Raw genomic sequence first — 19317 nt, forward strand, 5'->3', positions numbered from 1 at the left:
TGGCCGGCGACCAGGCCATCGGAAAGGACCGATGGCCTTGCGTCGCAACGGTCAGGTACAGCGCCGCCAAAGGCCCATACTGAAACATCACGAATCAACTCCATCCGCTTTCACACTTTTGCCGCGAACCCCTTGCGCCTTAGGCTATCCAACCTTCGAGGCGCGTCATTTTCGTACAGGAGGTGAAGCATGAACATCACGATGCCAACCTTGGGCCTCGGCCTGTTGCTGTGCTTGCCACTGCAAGCGGCGCCCCTCCAGCCGCTGCAGCTCGCTGCTGGCAACAACAACCCTTACAACAGCCCAATCCAGCGCGCCAATCCGAATAGCCGCCAAGGTAGCGTCCAGCCGGCGCCTCCGGTACGCGGGCCTTCGACCGTGCCCATTCAGCGAACGCCCAGCCTGGACAACCGCGGCATCGGTAACGGCGACAACCTTCGGCGTCAGCAGCAAGCGCCAAACCTTGAACCCACTCGGCCACCGCGCGACACCCAGCGCGTGCCGTGAGCCCCGCATCGGAAGGAACCCTGCATGACACGACCCACCTGGCTGATTACCCTGACCGCCGCAGCGTTATTCCCGCTGCTGGCCCAAGCCGCTTCCCAGCAGCAGTTTCCCAGTGAAGAGGGGCCGTTGATCGTCGATACCGTGGCCGATGGCCTGCGCAATCCCTGGTCACTGGCGTTTTTACCGGGTGGCAAGGACATGCTGGTGACCGAGCGGCCTGGCAATCTGCGCATCGTCAATGCCGAGGGCAAGGTTGGACCACCCGTCAGTGGCGTGCCCAAGGTGTGGGCCGAAGGGCAGGGTGGTTTGCTGGATGTGGCGCTGTCGCCTGCGTTCGGGAAGGACCGTACCGTCTACCTGTCATTTGCAGAGGAGGGCAGCGACGGCAAGGCCGGGACGGCCGTCGGTCGCGGCCAGCTTTCGGCGGATCGTGCACGACTGGAGAACTTTACCGTGATCTTCCGTCAGTTGCCCAAGCTGTCGGAGGGCAACCACTTTGGTTCGCGGCTGGTGTTTGACCGAGACGGCTACCTGTTCATCGCGCTGGGCGAGAACAACCAGCGGCCCACCGCCCAGGACCTTGACAAGCTGCAGGGCAAGATCGTGCGCTTGTGGCCCGACGGCAGCGTGCCGAAGGACAACCCCTTCGTCGGCCAGGACGCCGTGCGCCCGGAGATCTGGTCTTACGGCCATCGCAACCAGCAGGGCGCTGCCCTCAATCCATGGACCGGAAAACTCTGGACCCACGAACATGGCCCACGCGGCGGTGACGAGATCAACATCCCGCAAGCGGGCAAGAATTACGGGTGGCCCATCGCAACGCATGGCATCAACTATTCGCTGCTGCCGATCCCCGAAGCCGAGGGCAAGCACGTCGATGGCATGATCGACCCGCACCATGTGTGGGAGAAGTCACCCGGAATCAGCGGCATGGCGTTCTACGATAGCCCCACCTTCCAAGCCTGGGGCCACAACTTGTTCATCGGCGCACTGGCCACCCAGGAATTGATCCGACTGCAGTTGGTGGGAGACAAGGTCGTCCATGAGGAGCGGCTGCTGGGCCAGCTCAAGGCGCGGATTCGAGATGTGCGGGTGGGACCGGACGGTTATCTGTATGTGTTGACCGATGAGAAGGATGGAAAGCTGCTGAAAGTTGGGTTGGACGAAGATTGAGGTCGAGCCGCAGGTCGCAGGAGTGCCTATGCTCAAGCATGCATTCCAGGGAGTCGTCTCATGCCTGCCACCTCCATCACCAGCCTTCGGGCCGCACCCTGTGAGCTGATCATCGACACCGATCCCGGGGCCGACGATCTGGTCGCGCTGTTACTGGCCATGGCATCGCCAGATGAGCTGAGTATTCGTGCGATCACCACCGTGGCTGGCAATGTGCACCTTGCCAAGACCTCGCGCAATGCTCGCCTGGCCTGTGAGTGGGGTGGTCGGGAGGATATCCCTGTGTATGCCGGGGCCGCCCGGCCACTGGTACGTGCGCCTGTCCATGCCGCCGAATTGCATGGTGAAGAAGGCTTGAGTGGTGTGACGGTTCATGAGCCGGCCAAGCCCCTGAGTCAGGGCAATGCCGTGCAGTACCTGATCGACACCCTGGGCGCCGCTGAACCTCACAGCATCACCCTGGCCATGCTCGGCCCGCAGACCAACCTGGCACTTGCGCTGATCCAGCGTCCGGAAATAGCCAAGGGTATCAAGGACGTGGTGGTCATGGGCGGTGCCCACTTCAACGGCGGCAACATCACGCCGACGGCGGAATTCAACATTTATGCCGATCCTCACGCCGCCGAGGTAGTGCTGGCAAGTGGCGTTCGCCTGACCTACCTGCCGCTGGACCTGACCCACACGCTACTCACCAGCGATGCTCGTCTGCGGCAGTTGGCGGCTATCCACAACCGTGCCAGTCAAGTGGTGGTGGATATACTCAACGCCTACATCAAGCACGACATGGACGTGTATGGGATGCCCGGCGGGCCTGTGCATGACGCCAGCGTCATCGCCTACCTGGTCAAGCCAGAACTGTTCAGTGGTCGACGTGTCCATCTGGTGGTAGACAGCCGTGAAGGCGCAACCTTCGGCCAGACCATCGCCGATTGGTACGGTGTGCTCAAGCGTCCGGCAAACGTGATGTGGGTATCGCAAGGCGACGCCCAGGGGCTGTTCGATCTGCTCAGTGAGCGTCTGGCGAGATTGCGATAGCCGGCTGTGGGGCGTAGCGCTCGATGACCTGCTCGACGAAACTGCGCGCTGCTTCGGCACCGCGGTCACGTACCAGCAGGTCGATGGCGATCAAAAGCAGCTCCTCCGGGGTGCCAGGGCTGTAGGCGCTCTGGCCCTCGGCCCATTTGACCTTGATGTCGGCGTCGATGCTGTGGCTGCTCATGGAAGGCTCTCGCTGAAGGCCCGGTATGGAGAGGCGAACACCTGACCCTGGCGTTCGAAGGAGGCATGATGCGCTCCACTTCTTGCAGTAAATCATGACTTTGCGTCAAGCACCCTGCGACTTAAGAATAAAAGGCCATGTCGGGCAAACCAAGAGGCTGGTGCAAAATTCAGTCACGATTGCTTTTCGTCTCGACTGGCGAGATCAGGCAGACTTGTGCGGTTTTGCAACAAACTATGAGTGAAGCTGTCGCATTAGGCAGTTCCCGGATTGATTTTAGGAGGATTCATGTTCCGTACCCGTGCTTCCCTGGCGACCCTGCTACTGGCGTCCGTCCTGGCAGGTTGCAGCTCTGGCGGTCACTCGGGCGGCGGTGCCCCGGCAGCGGCGGCTGGCAACGATGGGCGCTGCGATGCCAGTGGGGCCGATTTCGCCATTGGCAAGCCAGGTAGCGCCGAACTGCTCGAGCAGGCGCGAAAGGCCAGCGGCTCGCAAATGGCACGCATCCTCAAACCCCATGACGTGGTCACCCTGGAGTATCGCTCCGAGCGTTTGAACCTTAATGTCGACGAGCGAGGGGTAGTCATCCGCGCCAACTGCGGTTAAGGGGCAGGGCCGAGCGTGCCCGGCGGACACCCAAAAAAAACCCGCCACGGAGGCGGGTTTTTTCAGCTGTCCGAATTACTCCGGACGAACCTGAGCAGCCTGCATGCCCTTCTGGCCGCGCTCGGCGACGAAGGAAACAGTCTGGCCTTCTTTCAGGCTCTTGAAGCCGTCGGTTTCGATGGCCTTGAAGTGTACGAACAGGTCGTCGCCGCCGCCTGCTGGGGTGATGAAGCCGTAGCCTTTCTCATCATTGAACCATTTGACGGTGCCGTTTTGGCGATTGGACATGGGGTGAATCTCCAGACATTTAATTTTTCAGTGGTGCAATGCGGCCGAGGCTACGGAGCACCGGCGACATCATAGTCTAATTCTGCGCATCTAGCGCCTTTTACCTTCGCAGGATACTGATCCAGGGCAAACAAAGTGTTGATTGCTTGCTCAGGACTTCGGTTTGCATGCCGCCTGCACGACAGTTTGCGCTTTCTGCATCAGCTTGGCGTCAACGCCGTCCTTGCTATCCAGGTCTTCGATCTCCTTATCGCTGAAATTCTTTTTGATGGCTTGCGCGCCGCATTCGCAGTGCTTTTTCGCGGTCGCAGCGTCCACGCCCTGTCCGCTGGCCACTTGGGTGCACTGGGCCATGTAACCAGCCTCCTTCCCAGGGGGGAAGTTGCCAGCGTTCGCAGCGACAGGCAGCAGCAGGGCGCTAGCGGCCGCCAGGGCCAGAAGAGAGTGAAGTCGCATAACCGGTTACTCCTTGGGTTAAGGTCTCATCAAGAGTAGGTTGCTTCCCAAGGTCTGATAGGATTTTTTCCGCGTTAGTTCACCACAACCGCGTAATTCCCAAATATTTCTGCCTGCTGTGCAACCCGCGTGCTAGCATGGCCGGCTTGTGGCTGCCCTGACGGCGCCTACATTTATCTTTTTCACTTTCCAGTCACTCAGGTCCCCCTGGCAAGCCGAAAGGTTTCTGCCACTGTGAGGCAGGCTTTCCCAAGGGAAAGGCAGGTCGGATCTTGTACTGGCTCATCCCAACCCACGTGACCTTTGGTAGGGGTCACCACTAGGAGAGGAGGCGCCATGCCCATTATTACTCTTCCCGATGGCAGTCAACGTTCGTTCGACAAGGCCGTATCCGTAGCCGAAGTCGCCGCCTCGATCGGCGCTGGTCTGGCCAAGGCCACCCTGGCCGGTAAAGTCGACGGCAAGCTGGTCGATGCCTGCGACCTGATCGAGAACGACGCCACCCTGCAGATCATCACCCCTAAAGATGAAGAGGGACTGGAGATCATTCGTCACTCGTGCGCCCACCTGATCGGCCACGCGGTGAAGCAGTTGTACCCGACCGCCAAGATGGTGATCGGCCCGGTGATCGACGAAGGCTTTTATTACGACATCGCCTACGAGCGTCCTTTCACCCCGGATGACCTGGCCGCCATCGAGCAGCGCATGCAGCAGTTGATCGACAAGGACTACGACGTCATCAAGAAGATGACTCCGCGCGCCGAGGTCATCGACGTGTTCAAGAACCGTGGCGAGGACTACAAGCTGCGCCTGGTCGAGGACATGCCCGACGAGAAGGCCATGGGGCTGTACTACCACGAAGAATACGTCGACATGTGCCGTGGCCCGCACGTGCCGAACACCCGTTTCCTCAAGGCCTTCAAGCTGACCAAGCTGTCCGGCGCCTACTGGCGCGGTGATGCCAAGAACGAACAGTTGCAACGCGTGTACGGCACCGCTTGGGCCGACAAGAAGCAGCTGGCCGCCTATATCCAGCGCATCGAAGAAGCCGAAAAACGCGACCACCGCAAGATCGGCAAGCAGCTGGACCTGTTCCACCTGCAGGAAGAAGCACCCGGCATGGTGTTCTGGCACGCCAATGGTTGGACCGTTTACCAGGTACTCGAGCAGTACATGCGTAAAGTCCAGCGCGAGAACGGCTACCAGGAAATCAAGACCCCACAGGTTGTCGACCGTATTCTCTGGGAGCGCTCCGGCCACTGGTCCAACTACGCCGAGAACATGTTCACCACTTCGTCGGAAAGCCGCGATTTTGCCGTCAAGCCGATGAACTGCCCGTGCCACGTGCAGGTGTTCAACCAGGGCCTCAAGTCTTACCGCGACCTGCCGCTGCGCTTGGCCGAATTCGGTGCTTGCCACCGTAACGAGCCGTCTGGCGCGCTGCACGGCATCATGCGTGTACGTGGCTTCGTTCAGGACGATGCGCACATCTTCTGCACCGAAGACCAGGTGAAGAAGGAAGCTGCCGACTTCATCAAGCTGACCCTGGACGTGTACAAGGACTTCGGTTTCACCGACGTCGCCATGAAGCTGTCGACTCGTCCCGCCAAGCGCGTGGGTTCCGAAGAGTTGTGGGATCGCGCCGAAGGCGCCCTGGCCGATGCGCTGAACGAGTCGGGCCTCGAGTGGGAATACCAGCCGGGCGAGGGTGCGTTCTACGGTCCGAAGATCGAGTTCACCCTGCGCGACTGCCTCGGTCGTAACTGGCAGTGCGGTACGCTGCAGTACGACCCGAACCTGCCTGAGCGTCTGGATGCCAGCTATATCGCCGAAGATAACAACCGTAAGCGCCCGGTCATGCTGCACCGTGCCATCCTCGGTTCGTTCGAGCGCTTCATCGGCATGCTGATCGAGCACTACGCGGGTGTGTTCCCTGCCTGGCTGGCACCAACCCAAGCGGTGATCATGAACATCACCGACAAGCAGGCCGATTTCGCCCTCGAAGTAGAAAAAGCCCTGAACGGTAGCGGTTTCCGTGCCAAGTCGGACTTGAGAAACGAGAAGATTGGCTTTAAAATCCGCGAGCATACTTTGCTCAAGGTCCCGTACCTTTTGGTTATAGGGGATCGCGAAGTCGAAACGCAGACCGTCGCCGTACGCACCCGTGAAGGCAAAGACCTCGGCTCCATGCCGGTGGCTGAATTCACGCAGCTGCTCAACAGCGCTGTAGCCCAGCGCGGTCGCCTAGAATCGGAGTAATGACTATTAAGCGTGAAATGAGAAACGATAAACGAACTGCACCGAAAGCCCCGATCAACGAGAATATCTCGGCACGCGAGGTTCGGTTAATTGGCGCTGACGGCGAGCAGATTGGCATCGTCTCGATTGATGAAGCGCTTCGAATCGCTGATGAAGCGAAGCTGGATCTGGTGGAAATCTCTGCAGACGCGCAACCGCCCGTCTGCAAGGTGATGGACTACGGCAAGCACCTCTTCGAGAAGAAGAAGCAGGCCAACGAAGCCAAGAAAAACCAGAAGCAGATCCAGATCAAAGAAATCAAGTTTCGTCCAGGGACGGAAGAAGGGGATTACCAGGTAAAACTACGCAACCTGGTACGTTTCCTTACTGATGGGGACAAGGCCAAGATCTCTCTGAGATTCCGTGGCCGTGAGATGGCTCACCAGGAGCTGGGCATGGAGCTGTTGAAGCGGGTCGAAGCCGACCTCGCCGAATACGGCTCCGTTGAGCAGCATCCGAAGATGGAAGGACGCCAGCTTATGATGGTCATCGCCCCCAAGAAAAAGAAGTAATCTCCCGGGCACGGCAGGCCTGATGATTATGTGTAATTTTATCGAATGCGGAGTTCCAACATGCCAAAAATGAAAACCAAGAGCGGTGCTGCAAAGCGCTTCCTGAAGACCGCTTCCGGCTTCAAGCACAAGCACGCTTTCAAGAGCCACATCCTGACCAAAATGTCGACCAAGCGTAAGCGTCAACTGCGCGGTGCCAGCCTGCTGCACCCGTCTGACGTTGCAAAAGTCGAGCGCATGCTGCGCGTACGTTAATTTCGGTCAAAGATAGAGGAAGTTACTCATGGCTCGTGTAAAGCGCGGCGTTATCGCTCGTAAGCGTCACAAGAAAATTCTGAAACTGGCTAAAGGCTACTACGGTGCACGCTCGCGCGTATTCCGCGTCGCCAAGCAGGCTGTCATCAAGGCTGGCCAATACGCCTACCGTGACCGTCGCCAGAAGAAGCGTCAGTTCCGCGCCCTGTGGATCGCTCGTATCAACGCCGGTGCCCGCACCAACGGTCTGTCCTACAGCCGTCTGATTGCTGGCCTGAAAAAGGCGTCGATCGAAATCGACCGTAAGGTTCTGGCTGACCTGGCAGTGAACGAAAAAGCGGCGTTTGCTGCGATTGTCGAGAAAGCTAAAGCCGTTCTGGCTTAAGTACCCACGACAATCATCCGGCGGCGCGCTGCGGCGCCGGGTGTAAAACGTCATCGATAGGGGAAGAGCCTTCAAAAGCTCTTCCCCTATTTTCGTATCTGGAGTCTGTACATGGAAAACCTGGACGCGCTGGTTGCCCAAGCCCTCGAGGCCGTGGAACGCGCTGAAGACATCACTACCCTGGAACAGATCCGGGTTCAATTCCTCGGCAAGAAGGGCGAACTGACCCAGGTGATGAAGACCCTGGGCAACCTGCCAGCCGAAGAGCGGCCGAAAGTCGGCGCGCTGATCAACGACGCCAAGGAACGCGTCACCGACGTGCTCAACGCACGCAAGGCCGCCTTTGAAGAGGCCGAGCTCAGCGCTCGCCTGGCCGCCGAATGCATTGACGTGACCCTGCCAGGCCGTGGCCAGACCACTGGCGGCCTGCACCCGATCACCCGTACCCTCGAGCGCATCGAGCAGTTCTTCACCCACATCGGCTACGGCATCGCCGAAGGCCCGGAGGTCGAAGACGACTACCACAACTTCGAAGCGCTCAACATCCCAGGCCACCATCCGGCCCGGGCGATGCACGACACCTTCTATTTCAATGCCAACATGCTGCTGCGCACCCATACCTCGCCGGTACAGGTCCGCACCATGGAATCGAGCCAGCCGCCGATTCGCATTGTCTGCCCAGGCCGCGTCTACCGCTGCGACTCGGACATTACCCACTCGCCGATGTTCCACCAGGTCGAAGGCCTGCTGATCGACCGCGGCATCAACTTCGCCGACCTCAAGGGCACCATCGAAGAGTTCCTGCGGGTGTTCTTCGAGAAAGAGCTGGCCGTGCGCTTCCGCCCGTCGTTCTTCCCCTTCACCGAGCCGTCCGCCGAAGTGGATATCCAGTGCGTGATGTGCGCTGGCAACGGCTGCCGCGTGTGCAAGCAAACCGGCTGGCTGGAAGTGATGGGTTGCGGCATGGTGCACCCGAACGTGCTGCGCATGTCTGGCATCGACCCGGAAGAGTTCCAGGGTTTCGCCTTCGGCATGGGCGCCGAGCGCTTGGCCATGCTGCGCTATGGCGTCAACGATTTGCGTCTGTTCTTCGACAACGACCTGCGGTTCTTAGCGCAATTCCGCTAGGCCTATCCGACGCAATTTTCAGGAGAACAGCATGAAATTCAGTGAACAGTGGCTGCGCGGTTGGGTAAACCCGCAAGTCTCCCGTGACGAACTGGTCGCCCGTCTGTCCATGGCCGGCCTCGAAGTCGACAGCGTTACCCCCGCTGCCGGGCAGTTCAGCGGTATCGTCGTGGGCGAGATCCTCGCCACCGAACAGCACCCGGACGCCGACAAGCTGCGCGTCTGCCAGGTAAGCAACGGCCAGGAAACCTTCCAGGTTGTCTGCGGCGCCCCTAACGCACGTCCAGGCATCAAGATCCCGTTCGCCATGATCGGCGCCGAGTTGCCAGGTGACTTCAAGATCAAGAAAGCCAAGCTGCGCGGTGTCGAATCCTTCGGCATGCTGTGCTCGGCCGCCGAACTGCAGATCAGCGAAGAAAACGACGGCTTGCTGGAGCTGGCCGCCGACGCCCCGGTAGGTGAAGACATTCGCCAGTACCTGAGCCTGGACGACGCCAGCATCGAGATCGGCCTGACCCCGAACCGTGGCGACTGCCTTTCCATCGCCGGTCTGGCGCGCGACGTCAGTGCGCTGTACAACGTCCCGGTTACCCGCCCGAACGTGCCGGCGGTACCGGCTGCGCACGACGAAGTGCGTCCGGTCGAAGTCAGTGCTCCGGCTGCTTGCCCGCGTTACCTGGGCCGCGTCATCCGCAACGTCGACCTGAGCAAGCCGACTCCGCTGTGGATGGTTGAGCGCCTGCGCCGCAGCGACGTGCGCAGCATCGACGCTGCCGTCGACATCACCAACTACGTGATGCTTGAGCTGGGCCAGCCCATGCACGCTTTCGACCTGGCTGAGATCAACGGCGGCATCCGCGTGCGCATGGCCGAAGAGGGCGAGAAGCTCGTCCTGCTCGACGGCCAGGAAGTAGCCCTGCGGGCCGATACCCTGGTCATCGCCGACCACACCCGCGCCCTGGCCATTGCCGGCGTCATGGGGGGCGAGCACAGCGGCGTGAACACCGAGAAGACCCGCGACCTGTTCCTGGAAAGCGCCTTCTTCGAGCCGATTTCTGTCGCTGGTAAAGCCCGTTCCTACGGCCTGCACACCGACGCCTCGCACCGCTATGAGCGTGGTGTCGATTCGCAGCTGGCTCGCGAAGCCATCGAGCGCGCTACTGCGCTGGTGCTGGAGATCGTGGGTGGCGAAGCCGGTCCGGTGGTCGAGGCTGCCAGCGAGCAGCACTTGCCGAACATCGCCCCGATCACTCTACGCGCCGACCGCATCACCCAGATGCTCGGCATGGAAATGGACCCGGCCCAGGTCGAGCAACTGCTCAACGCCCTGGAGCTGACCACCACGCGCAGCGGAGAGGGGGAGTGGACCGTCAACGTCCCGAGCCACCGCTTTGACATCAGCCTGGAAGTCGACCTGATCGAAGAGCTGGCCCGCCTGTACGGTTACAACAACCTGCCGGTCCGTTATCCGCAAGCGCGCCTGGCGCCGCAAGCCCGCCCGGAAACCCGTGGCGAGCTGCCAAACCTGCGTCGCCTGCTGGTTGCTCGCGGCTATCAGGAAGCCATCACCTACAGCTTCATCGACCCGAAACTGTTCGAGCTGTTCAGCCCAGGTGTCGAGCCGCTGCTGCTGGCCAACCCTATCTCCAACGATATGGCTGCCATGCGTGCGTCGCTCTGGCCGGGTCTGGTGAAGGCGCTGCAGCACAACCTCAACCGCCAACAAGACCGCGTTCGCCTGTACGAAAGCGGCCTGCGTTTCGTTGGCCAGCTGGGTGATCTCAAGCAGCAGCCGATGATTGCCGGCGTGGTCACCGGTAGCCGCCTGCCAGAAGGCTGGGCCAACGGTCGCGATGGCATCGACTTCTTCGATGTCAAGGCCGATGTGGAGGCCCTGCTGGGTTACTCGGGAGCGCTGAACGACTTCACCTTCAGCGCTGGAAAACACCCCGCCCTGCACCCTGGCCAAACCGCCCTGATCGAGCGCGACGGCAAGCAGGTCGGCTACCTGGGCGCCATCCACCCAGAGCTGGCCAAGGCCCTGGATCTGGATCGCCCGGTGTTCCTGTTCGAGCTGGTGCTGGGTGAGGTGGTCGAAGGCCGTCTGCCGAAGTTCAGTGAACTCTCCAAGTTCCCGGAAACCCGTCGTGACCTGGCGCTGATCGCCGGCCGTGACGTGGCCTCCAGTCAGGTGCTTGAAGTGATTCGTAACAATGCCGGCGAATGGCTGACAGACCTCAGGCTGTTTGACGTCTACCAGGGTAAAGGTATTGATCCTGATAGAAAAAGCCTGGCAGTCGGCTTGACCTGGCAGCATCCATCGCGCACTCTTAACGACGATGAGGTGAACACGACCCTGCAGAACATCCTCACCTCGCTCGAACAAAGGTTGAACACCACGTTAAGGAAATAACGGTATGGGTGCTCTGACGAAAGCTGAGATGGCCGAAAGGCTGTACGAGGAGCTGGGACTCAACAAGCGTGAGGCCAAGGAGTTGGTAGAGCTGTTTTTCGAAGAAATTCGGCACGCGCTTGAGGAGAACGAGCAGGTGAAGTTGTCAGGTTTCGGCAACTTCGACCTTCGCGACAAACGGCAGCGGCCGGGCCGCAACCCCAAGACGGGGGAAGAGATCCCGATTACCGCGCGCCGCGTCGTCACCTTTCGTCCAGGGCAAAAGCTGAAAGCCCGGGTAGAGGCCTATGCTGGAACCAAGCCATAACGACGAACTGCCCCCCATACCGGGCAAACGCTACTTCACTATTGGTGAAGTCAGCGAGTTGTGTGCGGTGAAGCCGCATGTGCTGCGGTATTGGGAGCAGGAGTTTCCCCAACTCAACCCGGTCAAGCGGCGCGGGAACAGGCGGTATTACCAGCGGCAAGATGTGCTGATGATTCGTCAGATCCGTGCACTGCTGTACGACCAGGGCTTCACCATTGGCGGGGCGCGGTTGCGGCTTTCCAGTGATGAGGTAAAGGACGAGTCCAGCCAGTACAAGCAGCTGATTCGGCAGATGATTGCCGAATTGGAAGATGTGCTGGTCGTGCTCAAGAAGTGATCTGCACCCGACGAATGGAAGTTTCTTGAAAAAAAAGCTTCCATTAATCAGATGGTTAGGGTAGATTCTTCATCGTTCTCAGCGGTATCGAGAATAGAGTCGGGGCGTAGCGCAGCCCGGTAGCGCACTTGCATGGGGTGCAAGGGGTCGAGTGTTCGAATCACTCCGTCCCGACCAAAAATCCCTAAAAAATCCAGTCACTTAACGGTGACTGGATTTTTTTATGCGCGGCACTGCGCAAAATGAGCGCAAACCTACCTAGCGATCTCGCCACTATCCAGGTCGGCTTCGACTTCGGAGCACAGCCTTCTCTGTTTTCTTCTGTACTACATACAGGTAACCCTCACGCACGTCTTCGGATTTCATATCGAGAATGTCGCCTCGTCGTTGCGCGGTGATGACTGCAAGATCGATGGCGTCATTCAGCCAGCGCGGGGAGCCATCGCGGATTGCTTTCAGGCCTTCTAGCGTGTGTCGCTTGCGCTGCTTCTTTACGATTTTTGGAATTGTGCTGGCTGCAGGAATGTCCGGGCACAGGCCTTTAGCAGCGGCATGATTGAATAGGTCGATCAGAATTGCCCGCGCCTGGTTGCCTGCCCGCGGGGTCAGCGGCTCAAGGAACTCGGCAATCATCCTGATAGTGATCTGGTCTATGGAGCGCTCGCCGAAAGTATTTCTGATCTGCTTGAATCTGACGGCATACCGGTCAAGCGTAGCGTTTGCAAGCACCCGAGGTTGGAGAACATCCCGCTCATAGGTGCTCAGAAGCTCTCCCAATGTCACTTTACTTTCGCCAGGAACTCGGTTATCAAGCCACCCCCGCGCAGCGGTGTTGAGCTGGGCAGCCGCATCTTTCCGTCGTTGGGACGCCGATACCCGATAGGTGCCCAGCCTAGCGTCGGAATAAAAGTTCATGGGCAGGCCAAGCGCTTCAGGGAGTGGGTCTGAATCTGCGCCGGGTGGCACTACCTGCCACAATTGCACACGCGATCAACGCCATGCCGGCTGCGCACAGAAATCCATCGGATCGCCCCCCTGGCACGAACTCAATGAACGAAGAAAGGAACTGCCCGCCGAAGATTGCTACAGAAAGCCAGGCCAGATTACGTCCCCGCTGGGCAGCATGACTGAGCTCGATGGTCATGTGGTTGAGCAATGGCACGGTGAGCCCAAATCCTAGACCAAGGCAAAGTCCGCCCTCGATCATCAACGTCAGGTCCTCTGCGGTCACAAACGCCAAGTGCGCCAGCGCGTAAAAAGCCAATCCGAAAATCAGTGTTCCGTGTTCGCCTGCCTTGCGGGCAGCAATGGGCATGACGGCCGCTGCCCCCACCGCAACCAGTGACACACCAGACAGAAAGTACCCGACCTGGGCTTCATTGAGACCAATGCCATGCAACCGCAGTGGCAGCATGATGATGGCGCTGAAGAATACGATCATGGAGAGCGTGGCTAACGCATACACAAGCCTCAGCGCAACCGAGGGGGTACGAGTGATCTCGCCTGCTTCCGTCGAGTGCCTGGTAACGGAAGGCTGAGGGACGCATACCAGCACCAGCACAAGCAGCCCCCACGCGCACAGGTACAGCGCGAATGGCCACTGCCATCCCACGTTTGCCAGAAGACCGGCTGCAGAGAGAAAGAGCACGCCGCCCAGCTCGATTGACATGCCTTGCATGGCAATCATGTTCAACCGGGCATTGCCTTCGTAGAACTCCGAGATCAGCCCGGTTCCGGCGGCCATGATCATGGCCGTCGATCCTCCCAGAAGGAGTCGGTCTACGAATATCGCTGGGCCGTGAAAAATGAAGCCCACCATGCCTAATAGCCCGTAGGCAAACAGGCCAAAGCACAAACTCTTGTATAGCCCGATTCGGTCGATGAGTTTGCCCGCCATTGGCCCAAAGACGATGACACCCAGCGACGGGACAGTAACCAGCCAACTGGCAGCGCTACCGAAGCCCAGTTTGTGAGCAATGGTAGGCAGTCCCGGGACGATGACGCACCCGACCATGATGGTCAGCGACGCGACTGCCAGTAGCACGAGAGATCCTGATCGAGAAAGTGGTGGATTCATGGGGTGTCCGTTTGGTGGAACAAATATCCGAATAACGGAACAGAGCATGTTGGGTTATCCTGTCGATGTCAACGAGAGGATCGACGAATGGTAAAGGGGGAAGAGGTGACATCTGAGGGAGAGGGTGCTGGAAAGCAAGTCATCGCGCGTGCCGCTGCGGTGTTGAAAACGCTGGAAAATCAGCGCGATGGATTGAGCCTGAGCCAGGTTGCCAAGGCGTCCGGGTTGCCGCGCACGACAGTGCATCGCATCGTGACGGCGCTGGAAGCTCAGCAGATGGTGATTACCGGAAGCTCGGGGATTCGTCTGGGGCCTGCACTTGTTCGGCTTGCGGCGTCTGCCCACACAGATCTGGTGGCGATTGCCCGGCCTTATGTCGAGAGCCTCGGGCGGCGTACACGTGAGACTGTCGATGTCTCCGTGTACAAAGGGCTTCATGCCATTTCCGTGGATCAATATCCCTCGGATCAGGAACTGCGCGTCGTTTCTCCGGTGGGAACAGCATTTCCGATCCATTGCACCGCGCATGGCAAAGCACTGCTGAGCGCATTCTCGGAAGCGCTCTTGACCCAGATGCTGACGGCACCCCTTGAACGTCGCACAGCGTCGACCATCGTCTCTCTCAATGTGCTGATGGAGGAAGTGAGTGTCGCCAGACGACAAGGGTGGGCCATCGATCAGGAAGAGCACGCCCAGGGTGTTTGCGGTATCGGCGTGCAAATTCGCAGCGGGTTATCGGAGCACTATGCCATCTCGCTGGCAGTCCCGGCACTGCGCTTCCACACCAATCTGGAAGCGCTGAAGGCGGCGTTACTTCAATGCAAGGCAGAAGTTGAAGCGGTGATTGGGGTGTGAACATCCCCTGAGGTGTCTCGTCGAGAGCAGCCGTTCACCCTAGGCTCTGTACGAAAAGCCTTGATACTCGGTGATGCTGCGTTGAAAACAGCCTCGGAATGCTCATTTACAACCCGTAAACTCCGCTTCCTCGGCTGTTTTCGCCTTGCCTGACCTTCGTCTCAAGACTTTTCACACAGAGCCTAGGCCGCTTTCGACCCATAGCTGCCATTCGCAACCGTCTGCATACCACTTTCTGCAACGTTGCGAGCTATCAAATAGGCGGTTGGTAACGCCGTAGCGCAGGCTTGTCAGACGCTACAGTAGCTTCCATCGCCCAGCAAACGGAAGTATGAGCTTGCTTGATTTACTGAATGAAGGTTTTTTCTCGCTATTTGCCTCCCTGTCGGTTGGCCCATAGTAAGGCTACTCACACTACGTAGACATCCAGAAAAGGCTTCTGGTTTGCTTATGTACGGGGAAACTGCATAAGCATTGCGGCTTGATCACTGTAAACTTCCTGCAAGCAGTATTTTTTTACAAGCGTAGCAGCGCAACTACTTACAATATCATTTTGGTTACGCTGTGCCCGCAGGCTTTCAAACGTTGCCTGAACAGCTACAAAGTAGGCTGTGTGTCCGTCCACTACGATGCGAGTGCCAAGGTCTGCTAGGCCAGGTGCATCTCGCAACTCGCTGTTACCATAGGTTATGAGCATGATCGGAGTGCTTAGGCCGTCTGCGATAGCTGCGAGACTTTCAAAGTCCTTCACTCCCACGAGGCAAATGGCATCGGCACCGGAGCTTTCAAATGCCCGGGTTCGTTTAATGACATCTGATAAAGGCTGGGCACCTGCATGGGTGCGGGCGATTATCGCTAGCGACGCATCCACTCTTGCTTCTTTAGCCGCACGTATTTTACCTACCGCTTCATCAATAGCTATAAGCTCGACCGGTCGTCCCCCGAAGCGCGCAGGCAGGAGTGTATCTTCGATCGTAAGCGCTGCAACGCCAGACCGCTCTAGCTCCGCAACTGTGCGCATCACGTTCAGGGCATTACCATAACCGTGATCAGCATCGGCAATAATCGGTAAACGGGCTACTCTCCCGATACGTGCAGCCTGTTCTGCAAACTCGCTCAGCGTGATTAAAGTGACGTCTGGGGCGCCTAATACCTGTAGAGATGCCACTGAGCCACCTAAGATCCCCACTTCAAAACCAAGGTCTGCAGCTATGCGAGCCGACAAGGGATCAAACACTGAAGCTGTGCTAATACATATTTGACCTTGAAGTACTCTGCGGAAGTCATTACGTAAATCATGATGGGAACGGTTTCGCATAGCGATCCCTTAAAATTATCTAATGAGGCGTCAATTGAGGGCGTGCCAGGATTTATGTTGAGTGTTCGAAGTTATCGATCAGTGCCGTTAAGCGGTTGAAAGACGGGCAGATCAGGCGTATTCGCTGAACTGCCCATGCTCGTCACTTGATGAAACGAACTTGGCTATTGATCTTCTCGATGACCGCACCTTTGCGTTCGTTGAAGCGTGCCTTGTTTTGCTCGAACAGGTTGTTGCCCTTGGTGTCGATGGAGATGATCAGAGGCCCGAACTCACGCACTCGGTTGACCCACAGGGTCTCCGGCATGCCCAAATCCTGCCATTCAGCACGCTCAATTTCCTCGACCTGGGTGGCGGCCAGTACTGCGCAGCCACCGGGGAATACTGCGTGTACGGCTTTGTTCTCCAGGCACCCGGTGGTGGTCTCTGGCCCCATACCGCCCTTGCCTACGATCAGCTTGACACCGGTCTGCTCGATGAACTGCTTCTCGAATTTTTCCATGCGCATGCTGGTAGTAGGGCCGATGGACACCATTTCGAAGCTGCCGTCTTCTTTCTTCTTGACGATTGGGCCAGCGTGGAAAATGGCGCCGCCACGAAGGTCAACAGGCAGCTCGCGGCCCAGCTCGATGAGGCGGCGGTGGGCGACGTCACGGCAGGTCACCAGTTGGCCGGTGAGGTAAACCACATCGCCGACGTTGAGGTTGGCCAGATCTTCGTCGCTGATAGGGGTATTGATGATCTTTTTCACAGTACTACCCCTTCGTGGGAGAGGATGTCATAGGTCAGGTCGGCGTTGATGCGGATCTTGCCGCGGCGGTGTGCCCAGCAACCGGTGGACACAGCCACGCCAATGGTCGAGGGGTGACGCGCCGAAGACTCGATGTTCACGCCCATAACGCTGCTGTTGCCGGTCAGTCCCTGCGGGCCGATGCCGATTTCGTTAAGACCTTCTTCCAGCAGCTTTTCCATCATTGCCGCGCTTTCGTTAGGGTGGCTGGAGTCGACTTCGCGGAGGATGGCCTTCTTCGATAGGCGTGCTGCGGTCTCCACCGATGTGGAGACACCCACGCCTACAAGCAAAGGTGGGCAGGCGTTTACACCACGGGAGGTGATTACATCGAAGACAAACTCAGTCACCCCTTCATAGCCTTGGCCTGGCATCAGTACCTTGGCCGAACCCGGCAACGTGCAACCGCCACCGGCCATGTACACGTCGACGATGGCGTAGTCGGCATCGGGGATGATTTCCCAGTCCAGCCAGGGGATCTTCGAGCCGGTGTTGGTGCCCGTGTTCTTCTCGATGAAGGTTTCCACCGCGTTGTGGCGCAGGGGCCCGTGGATGGTGGCTTCCTTGGTAGCGTTTTCGAGGATGCCTTCCATTTCACCGAGCAACGGGAAACGCGCGCCGGCCGAGATGAAGTACTGGATAACGCCGGTGTCTTGGCAACTGGGGCGGTTGAGCTTGTCGGCGTATTCTTGGTTGTCGGCCATCGAGTCGTACACGGCAATGGCCAGCGGATTGGTTTCTGCTGCACGCAGCTTGGCCGTTTTTTCCTTCACGTCTTTGGGCAGGCGTTTGCCAATATAGGCAGTGAACTTGGCCAGAGTGTCGGTCAGCGATGAGACGGCTGCTTCTTTATCTATGGTATCCACGGTTATTTCCTCAGTGCATCACAAGGTGTTTTTTTTCAGGGCTGACGGCAGCTACTGGAGCCGTCCCCTGTAACTCTTCTTTCTCTGGTTCAGCGCAGGCCTTGCCATCCAGAACCTGATTCATCCGGTCGCTATCAAGTGCACCAACCCACTTCGCGATGGCCATCGTTCCGACCGCGTTGCCGATGGTGTTGGTGATAGCGCGAGCCTCGGACATGAAACGATCGACGCCGAGCAGCAGCACCATGCCCGCTACCGGTATGTTGTCCATGGTTGCCAAGGTCGCAGCGAGAGTGATAAAGCCTGAGCCAGTTACCCCTGCCGAACCCTTGGAAGTGAGCAGCAGCACGCCAAGTACGATCAGTTGATCCATCAGGGACAATGGAGTGTTGGTGGCTTGGGCGATGAAGATCGCGGCCATGGTGTAATAGATGCACTGGCCGTCAGGATTGAAGGTGAGGCCGGAAGGGATAACCAGGCCGACGACAGGCTTAGACACTCCGACCTTTTCCAGCTTGTTCATCATTTGAGGGACTACCGACTCAGATGAGCTGGTGCCGAGCACGGTGAACAGTTCTTCGCGCAGGTACTTGAGAAACTTCCACAAGCTGAAGCCCGACATCCGCGCGATGCTGCCGAGGATGATCACCACGAACAGGAAGCAAGTCAGGTACATGGTCGCCATCAGTTTGCCCAGCGACGCGATTGAGCCCAAGCCGTACTTTCCTACGGTAAACGCCATTGCGCCACAGGCTGCCATTGGCGCGACGCGCATGACCAAGCCTACGATGTAGAACATGCCGTGGGAGAAGGCTTCCAGCACGTCAACGACCGGCTTGCCGCGTTCGCCGAGATTTGCCAGGGCAATGCCCAGCAAGGAAGAGAAAAGCAGGATCTGCAGGATCTCATTCTTGGCAAAGGCGTCGACTACGCTGCCGGGAATCAGATGGAGTAGGAAGTCGGTGAAACCGCCGGTGCCAGTGGCTGCGGCTGAGGTGTAAGTGGAAATTGCCTGGGTGTCTAGGGTGGCTGGGTCGACGTTCATCCCTTGTCCCGGTTGCACCAAATTGACAACAATCAGGCCCAGAACGAGAGCAAAAGTTGACAGTACCTCGAAGTAGATCAGGGCGCGCACACCGACCCGACCCAACTCTTTCATGTTTTCCATTTTGGCGATGCCCAGCACCACCGTCGCAAAGATGATGGGCGCGAACACCATCTTGATCAGCTTGATAAACGCATCACCCAGCGGCTTCATGTCCACGCCGACCTGCGGCCAGAACACGCCTAACAGGATGCCGATCGAGACCCCAATCAGAACCTGCACGTACAACTTACCTACCAATCGCTTGGCCATTGCCGTCTCCGAATTATTGTTGTGAGTCGGATTTATGTGGCGACTGGGCTACGTAGCGGGAGGAAAACCTCACAGGCTGGCAGCTAATAGCCCAGATTTTTTGTGGTTAATCACGCAGGCCTAAAGTAATGGTTTTTTCAGAACGGTGTAATACAATGAAATTAAACTCA

The 19317-nt window shown here is 58.4% G+C and carries 22 protein-coding genes and 1 tRNA gene; 14 read left to right on the plus strand and 9 right to left on the minus strand.

Annotated features, from left to right (window positions below; translation table 11 throughout):
* Positions 1 to 189 precede the first annotated feature (189 nt).
* Genes IF103_RS08960 through IF103_RS08970 form a run of 3 tightly spaced genes read left to right on the plus strand, consistent with a single transcriptional unit; the run spans position 190 to position 2715 of the window.
* Positions 190 to 507 carry a hypothetical protein gene (locus IF103_RS08960; RefSeq protein WP_023379790.1) on the plus strand — a complete coding sequence of 106 codons (318 nt, stop codon included), beginning with the start codon at positions 190 to 192 and terminating at the stop codon, positions 505 to 507.
* A 24-nt stretch (positions 508 to 531) separates the two neighbouring features.
* Positions 532 to 1680: a PQQ-dependent sugar dehydrogenase gene (locus IF103_RS08965; RefSeq protein WP_202676034.1), complete on the plus strand. Its 1149-nt coding sequence runs from the start codon at positions 532 to 534 to the stop codon at positions 1678 to 1680.
* Between the two features lie 60 nt (positions 1681 to 1740).
* On the plus strand, positions 1741 to 2715 hold the full coding sequence (locus tag IF103_RS08970; RefSeq protein WP_104882672.1) for a nucleoside hydrolase: 975 nt from the start codon (positions 1741 to 1743) through the stop codon (positions 2713 to 2715).
* Here IF103_RS08970 and IF103_RS08975 read toward each other — a convergent pair.
* The gene (locus IF103_RS08975) at positions 2687 to 2899 is read right to left on the minus strand and encodes a hypothetical protein (RefSeq protein ID WP_023379793.1); all 213 of its coding nucleotides are present in this window, start codon (positions 2897 to 2899) and stop codon (positions 2687 to 2689) included. The two genes, IF103_RS08970 and IF103_RS08975, sit on opposite strands and share 29 nt — an antisense overlap.
* Before the next feature lie 288 nt (positions 2900 to 3187).
* On the opposite strand from IF103_RS08975, the gene IF103_RS08980 reads away from it, so the two are divergent.
* Positions 3188 to 3505 carry an I78 family peptidase inhibitor gene (locus IF103_RS08980; protein ID WP_023379794.1) on the plus strand — a complete coding sequence of 106 codons (318 nt, stop codon included), beginning with the start codon at positions 3188 to 3190 and terminating at the stop codon, positions 3503 to 3505.
* A gap of 75 nt (positions 3506 to 3580) precedes the next feature.
* Here the strand turns inward: IF103_RS08980 and IF103_RS08985 are convergent, their stop codons facing one another.
* Together IF103_RS08985 and IF103_RS08990 are read right to left on the minus strand one after the other, a co-directional pair.
* Positions 3581 to 3793: a cold-shock protein gene (locus IF103_RS08985; protein WP_023379795.1), complete on the minus strand. Its 213-nt coding sequence runs from the start codon at positions 3791 to 3793 to the stop codon at positions 3581 to 3583.
* A gap of 150 nt (positions 3794 to 3943) precedes the next feature.
* Positions 3944 to 4249 (minus strand): hypothetical protein, encoded by a 306-nt coding sequence (locus tag IF103_RS08990; protein WP_023379796.1) that lies wholly within the window; start codon positions 4247 to 4249, stop codon positions 3944 to 3946.
* 336 nt (positions 4250 to 4585) lie between these two features.
* Between IF103_RS08990 and thrS the strand changes: the two genes are divergently transcribed.
* The 9 genes from thrS to IF103_RS09035 all read left to right on the plus strand — a co-directional run bounded on the left by thrS (position 4586) and on the right by IF103_RS09035 (position 12061).
* Entirely contained in the window at positions 4586 to 6508 is a 1923-nt protein-coding gene (gene thrS, locus IF103_RS08995; protein ID WP_023379797.1) for a threonine--tRNA ligase, read from the plus strand.
* Positions 6508 to 7059, plus strand: a complete 552-nt coding sequence (gene infC, locus IF103_RS09000; RefSeq protein ID WP_013972005.1) for a translation initiation factor IF-3 — start codon at positions 6508 to 6510, stop codon at positions 7057 to 7059. Before thrS ends, infC begins: the two co-directional genes overlap by 1 nt.
* 60 nt (positions 7060 to 7119) lie before the next feature.
* Entirely contained in the window at positions 7120 to 7314 is a 195-nt protein-coding gene (gene rpmI, locus IF103_RS09005) for a 50S ribosomal protein L35 (RefSeq protein ID WP_003250667.1), read from the plus strand.
* Between the two features lie 28 nt (positions 7315 to 7342).
* Positions 7343 to 7699, plus strand: coding sequence for a 50S ribosomal protein L20 (rplT, locus tag IF103_RS09010; RefSeq protein ID WP_003250671.1), 357 nt, complete (start codon positions 7343 to 7345; stop codon positions 7697 to 7699).
* Positions 7700 to 7810: 111 nt separating this feature from the next.
* Positions 7811 to 8827: a phenylalanine--tRNA ligase subunit alpha gene (pheS, locus tag IF103_RS09015; protein ID WP_023379798.1), complete on the plus strand. Its 1017-nt coding sequence runs from the start codon at positions 7811 to 7813 to the stop codon at positions 8825 to 8827.
* 31 nt (positions 8828 to 8858) lie between these two features.
* Positions 8859 to 11240: a phenylalanine--tRNA ligase subunit beta gene (pheT, locus tag IF103_RS09020; protein ID WP_202676035.1), complete on the plus strand. Its 2382-nt coding sequence runs from the start codon at positions 8859 to 8861 to the stop codon at positions 11238 to 11240.
* Between the two features lie 4 nt (positions 11241 to 11244).
* Entirely contained in the window at positions 11245 to 11547 is a 303-nt protein-coding gene (ihfA, locus tag IF103_RS09025) for an integration host factor subunit alpha (protein ID WP_003250679.1), read from the plus strand.
* The gene (locus IF103_RS09030; RefSeq protein WP_011533210.1) at positions 11528 to 11884 is read left to right on the plus strand and encodes a MerR family transcriptional regulator; all 357 of its coding nucleotides are present in this window, start codon (positions 11528 to 11530) and stop codon (positions 11882 to 11884) included. Before ihfA ends, IF103_RS09030 begins: the two co-directional genes overlap by 20 nt.
* A gap of 100 nt (positions 11885 to 11984) precedes the next feature.
* Positions 11985 to 12061, plus strand: a tRNA-Pro gene (locus IF103_RS09035).
* Positions 12062 to 12157: 96 nt separating this feature from the next.
* Here the strand turns inward: IF103_RS09035 and IF103_RS09040 are convergent.
* The gene (locus IF103_RS09040) at positions 12158 to 12799 is read right to left on the minus strand and encodes a site-specific integrase (protein WP_202676036.1); all 642 of its coding nucleotides are present in this window, start codon (positions 12797 to 12799) and stop codon (positions 12158 to 12160) included.
* A 16-nt stretch (positions 12800 to 12815) separates the two neighbouring features.
* On the minus strand, positions 12816 to 13961 hold the full coding sequence (locus tag IF103_RS09045) for an MFS transporter (protein ID WP_104881948.1): 1146 nt from the start codon (positions 13959 to 13961) through the stop codon (positions 12816 to 12818).
* An 87-nt stretch (positions 13962 to 14048) separates the two neighbouring features.
* Here IF103_RS09045 and IF103_RS09050 point away from each other — a divergent pair, with 87 nt between their 5' ends.
* On the plus strand, positions 14049 to 14816 hold the full coding sequence (locus IF103_RS09050) for an IclR family transcriptional regulator (RefSeq protein WP_023379959.1): 768 nt from the start codon (positions 14049 to 14051) through the stop codon (positions 14814 to 14816).
* Between the two features lie 448 nt (positions 14817 to 15264).
* Here the strand turns inward: IF103_RS09050 and IF103_RS09055 are convergent, their stop codons facing one another.
* From IF103_RS09055 to IF103_RS09070, 4 genes are all read right to left on the minus strand, one after another.
* Positions 15265 to 16134: an isocitrate lyase/PEP mutase family protein gene (locus IF103_RS09055; protein WP_104882603.1), complete on the minus strand. Its 870-nt coding sequence runs from the start codon at positions 16132 to 16134 to the stop codon at positions 15265 to 15267.
* 142 nt (positions 16135 to 16276) lie between these two features.
* Positions 16277 to 16885, minus strand: a complete 609-nt coding sequence (ttdB, locus tag IF103_RS09060) for a L(+)-tartrate dehydratase subunit beta (RefSeq protein ID WP_028945996.1) — start codon at positions 16883 to 16885, stop codon at positions 16277 to 16279.
* Entirely contained in the window at positions 16882 to 17781 is a 900-nt protein-coding gene (gene ttdA, locus IF103_RS09065) for a L(+)-tartrate dehydratase subunit alpha (protein ID WP_104884014.1), read from the minus strand. Before ttdA ends, ttdB begins: the two co-directional genes overlap by 4 nt.
* A 19-nt stretch (positions 17782 to 17800) precedes the next feature.
* Positions 17801 to 19147: a dicarboxylate/amino acid:cation symporter gene (locus IF103_RS09070; protein ID WP_202676037.1), complete on the minus strand. Its 1347-nt coding sequence runs from the start codon at positions 19145 to 19147 to the stop codon at positions 17801 to 17803.
* Between the last annotated feature and the right edge of the window lie 170 nt (positions 19148 to 19317).

This window comes from Pseudomonas sp. SK2, assembly GCF_016772395.1.
Taxonomy (GTDB): domain Bacteria; phylum Pseudomonadota; class Gammaproteobacteria; order Pseudomonadales; family Pseudomonadaceae; genus Aquipseudomonas; species Aquipseudomonas taiwanensis.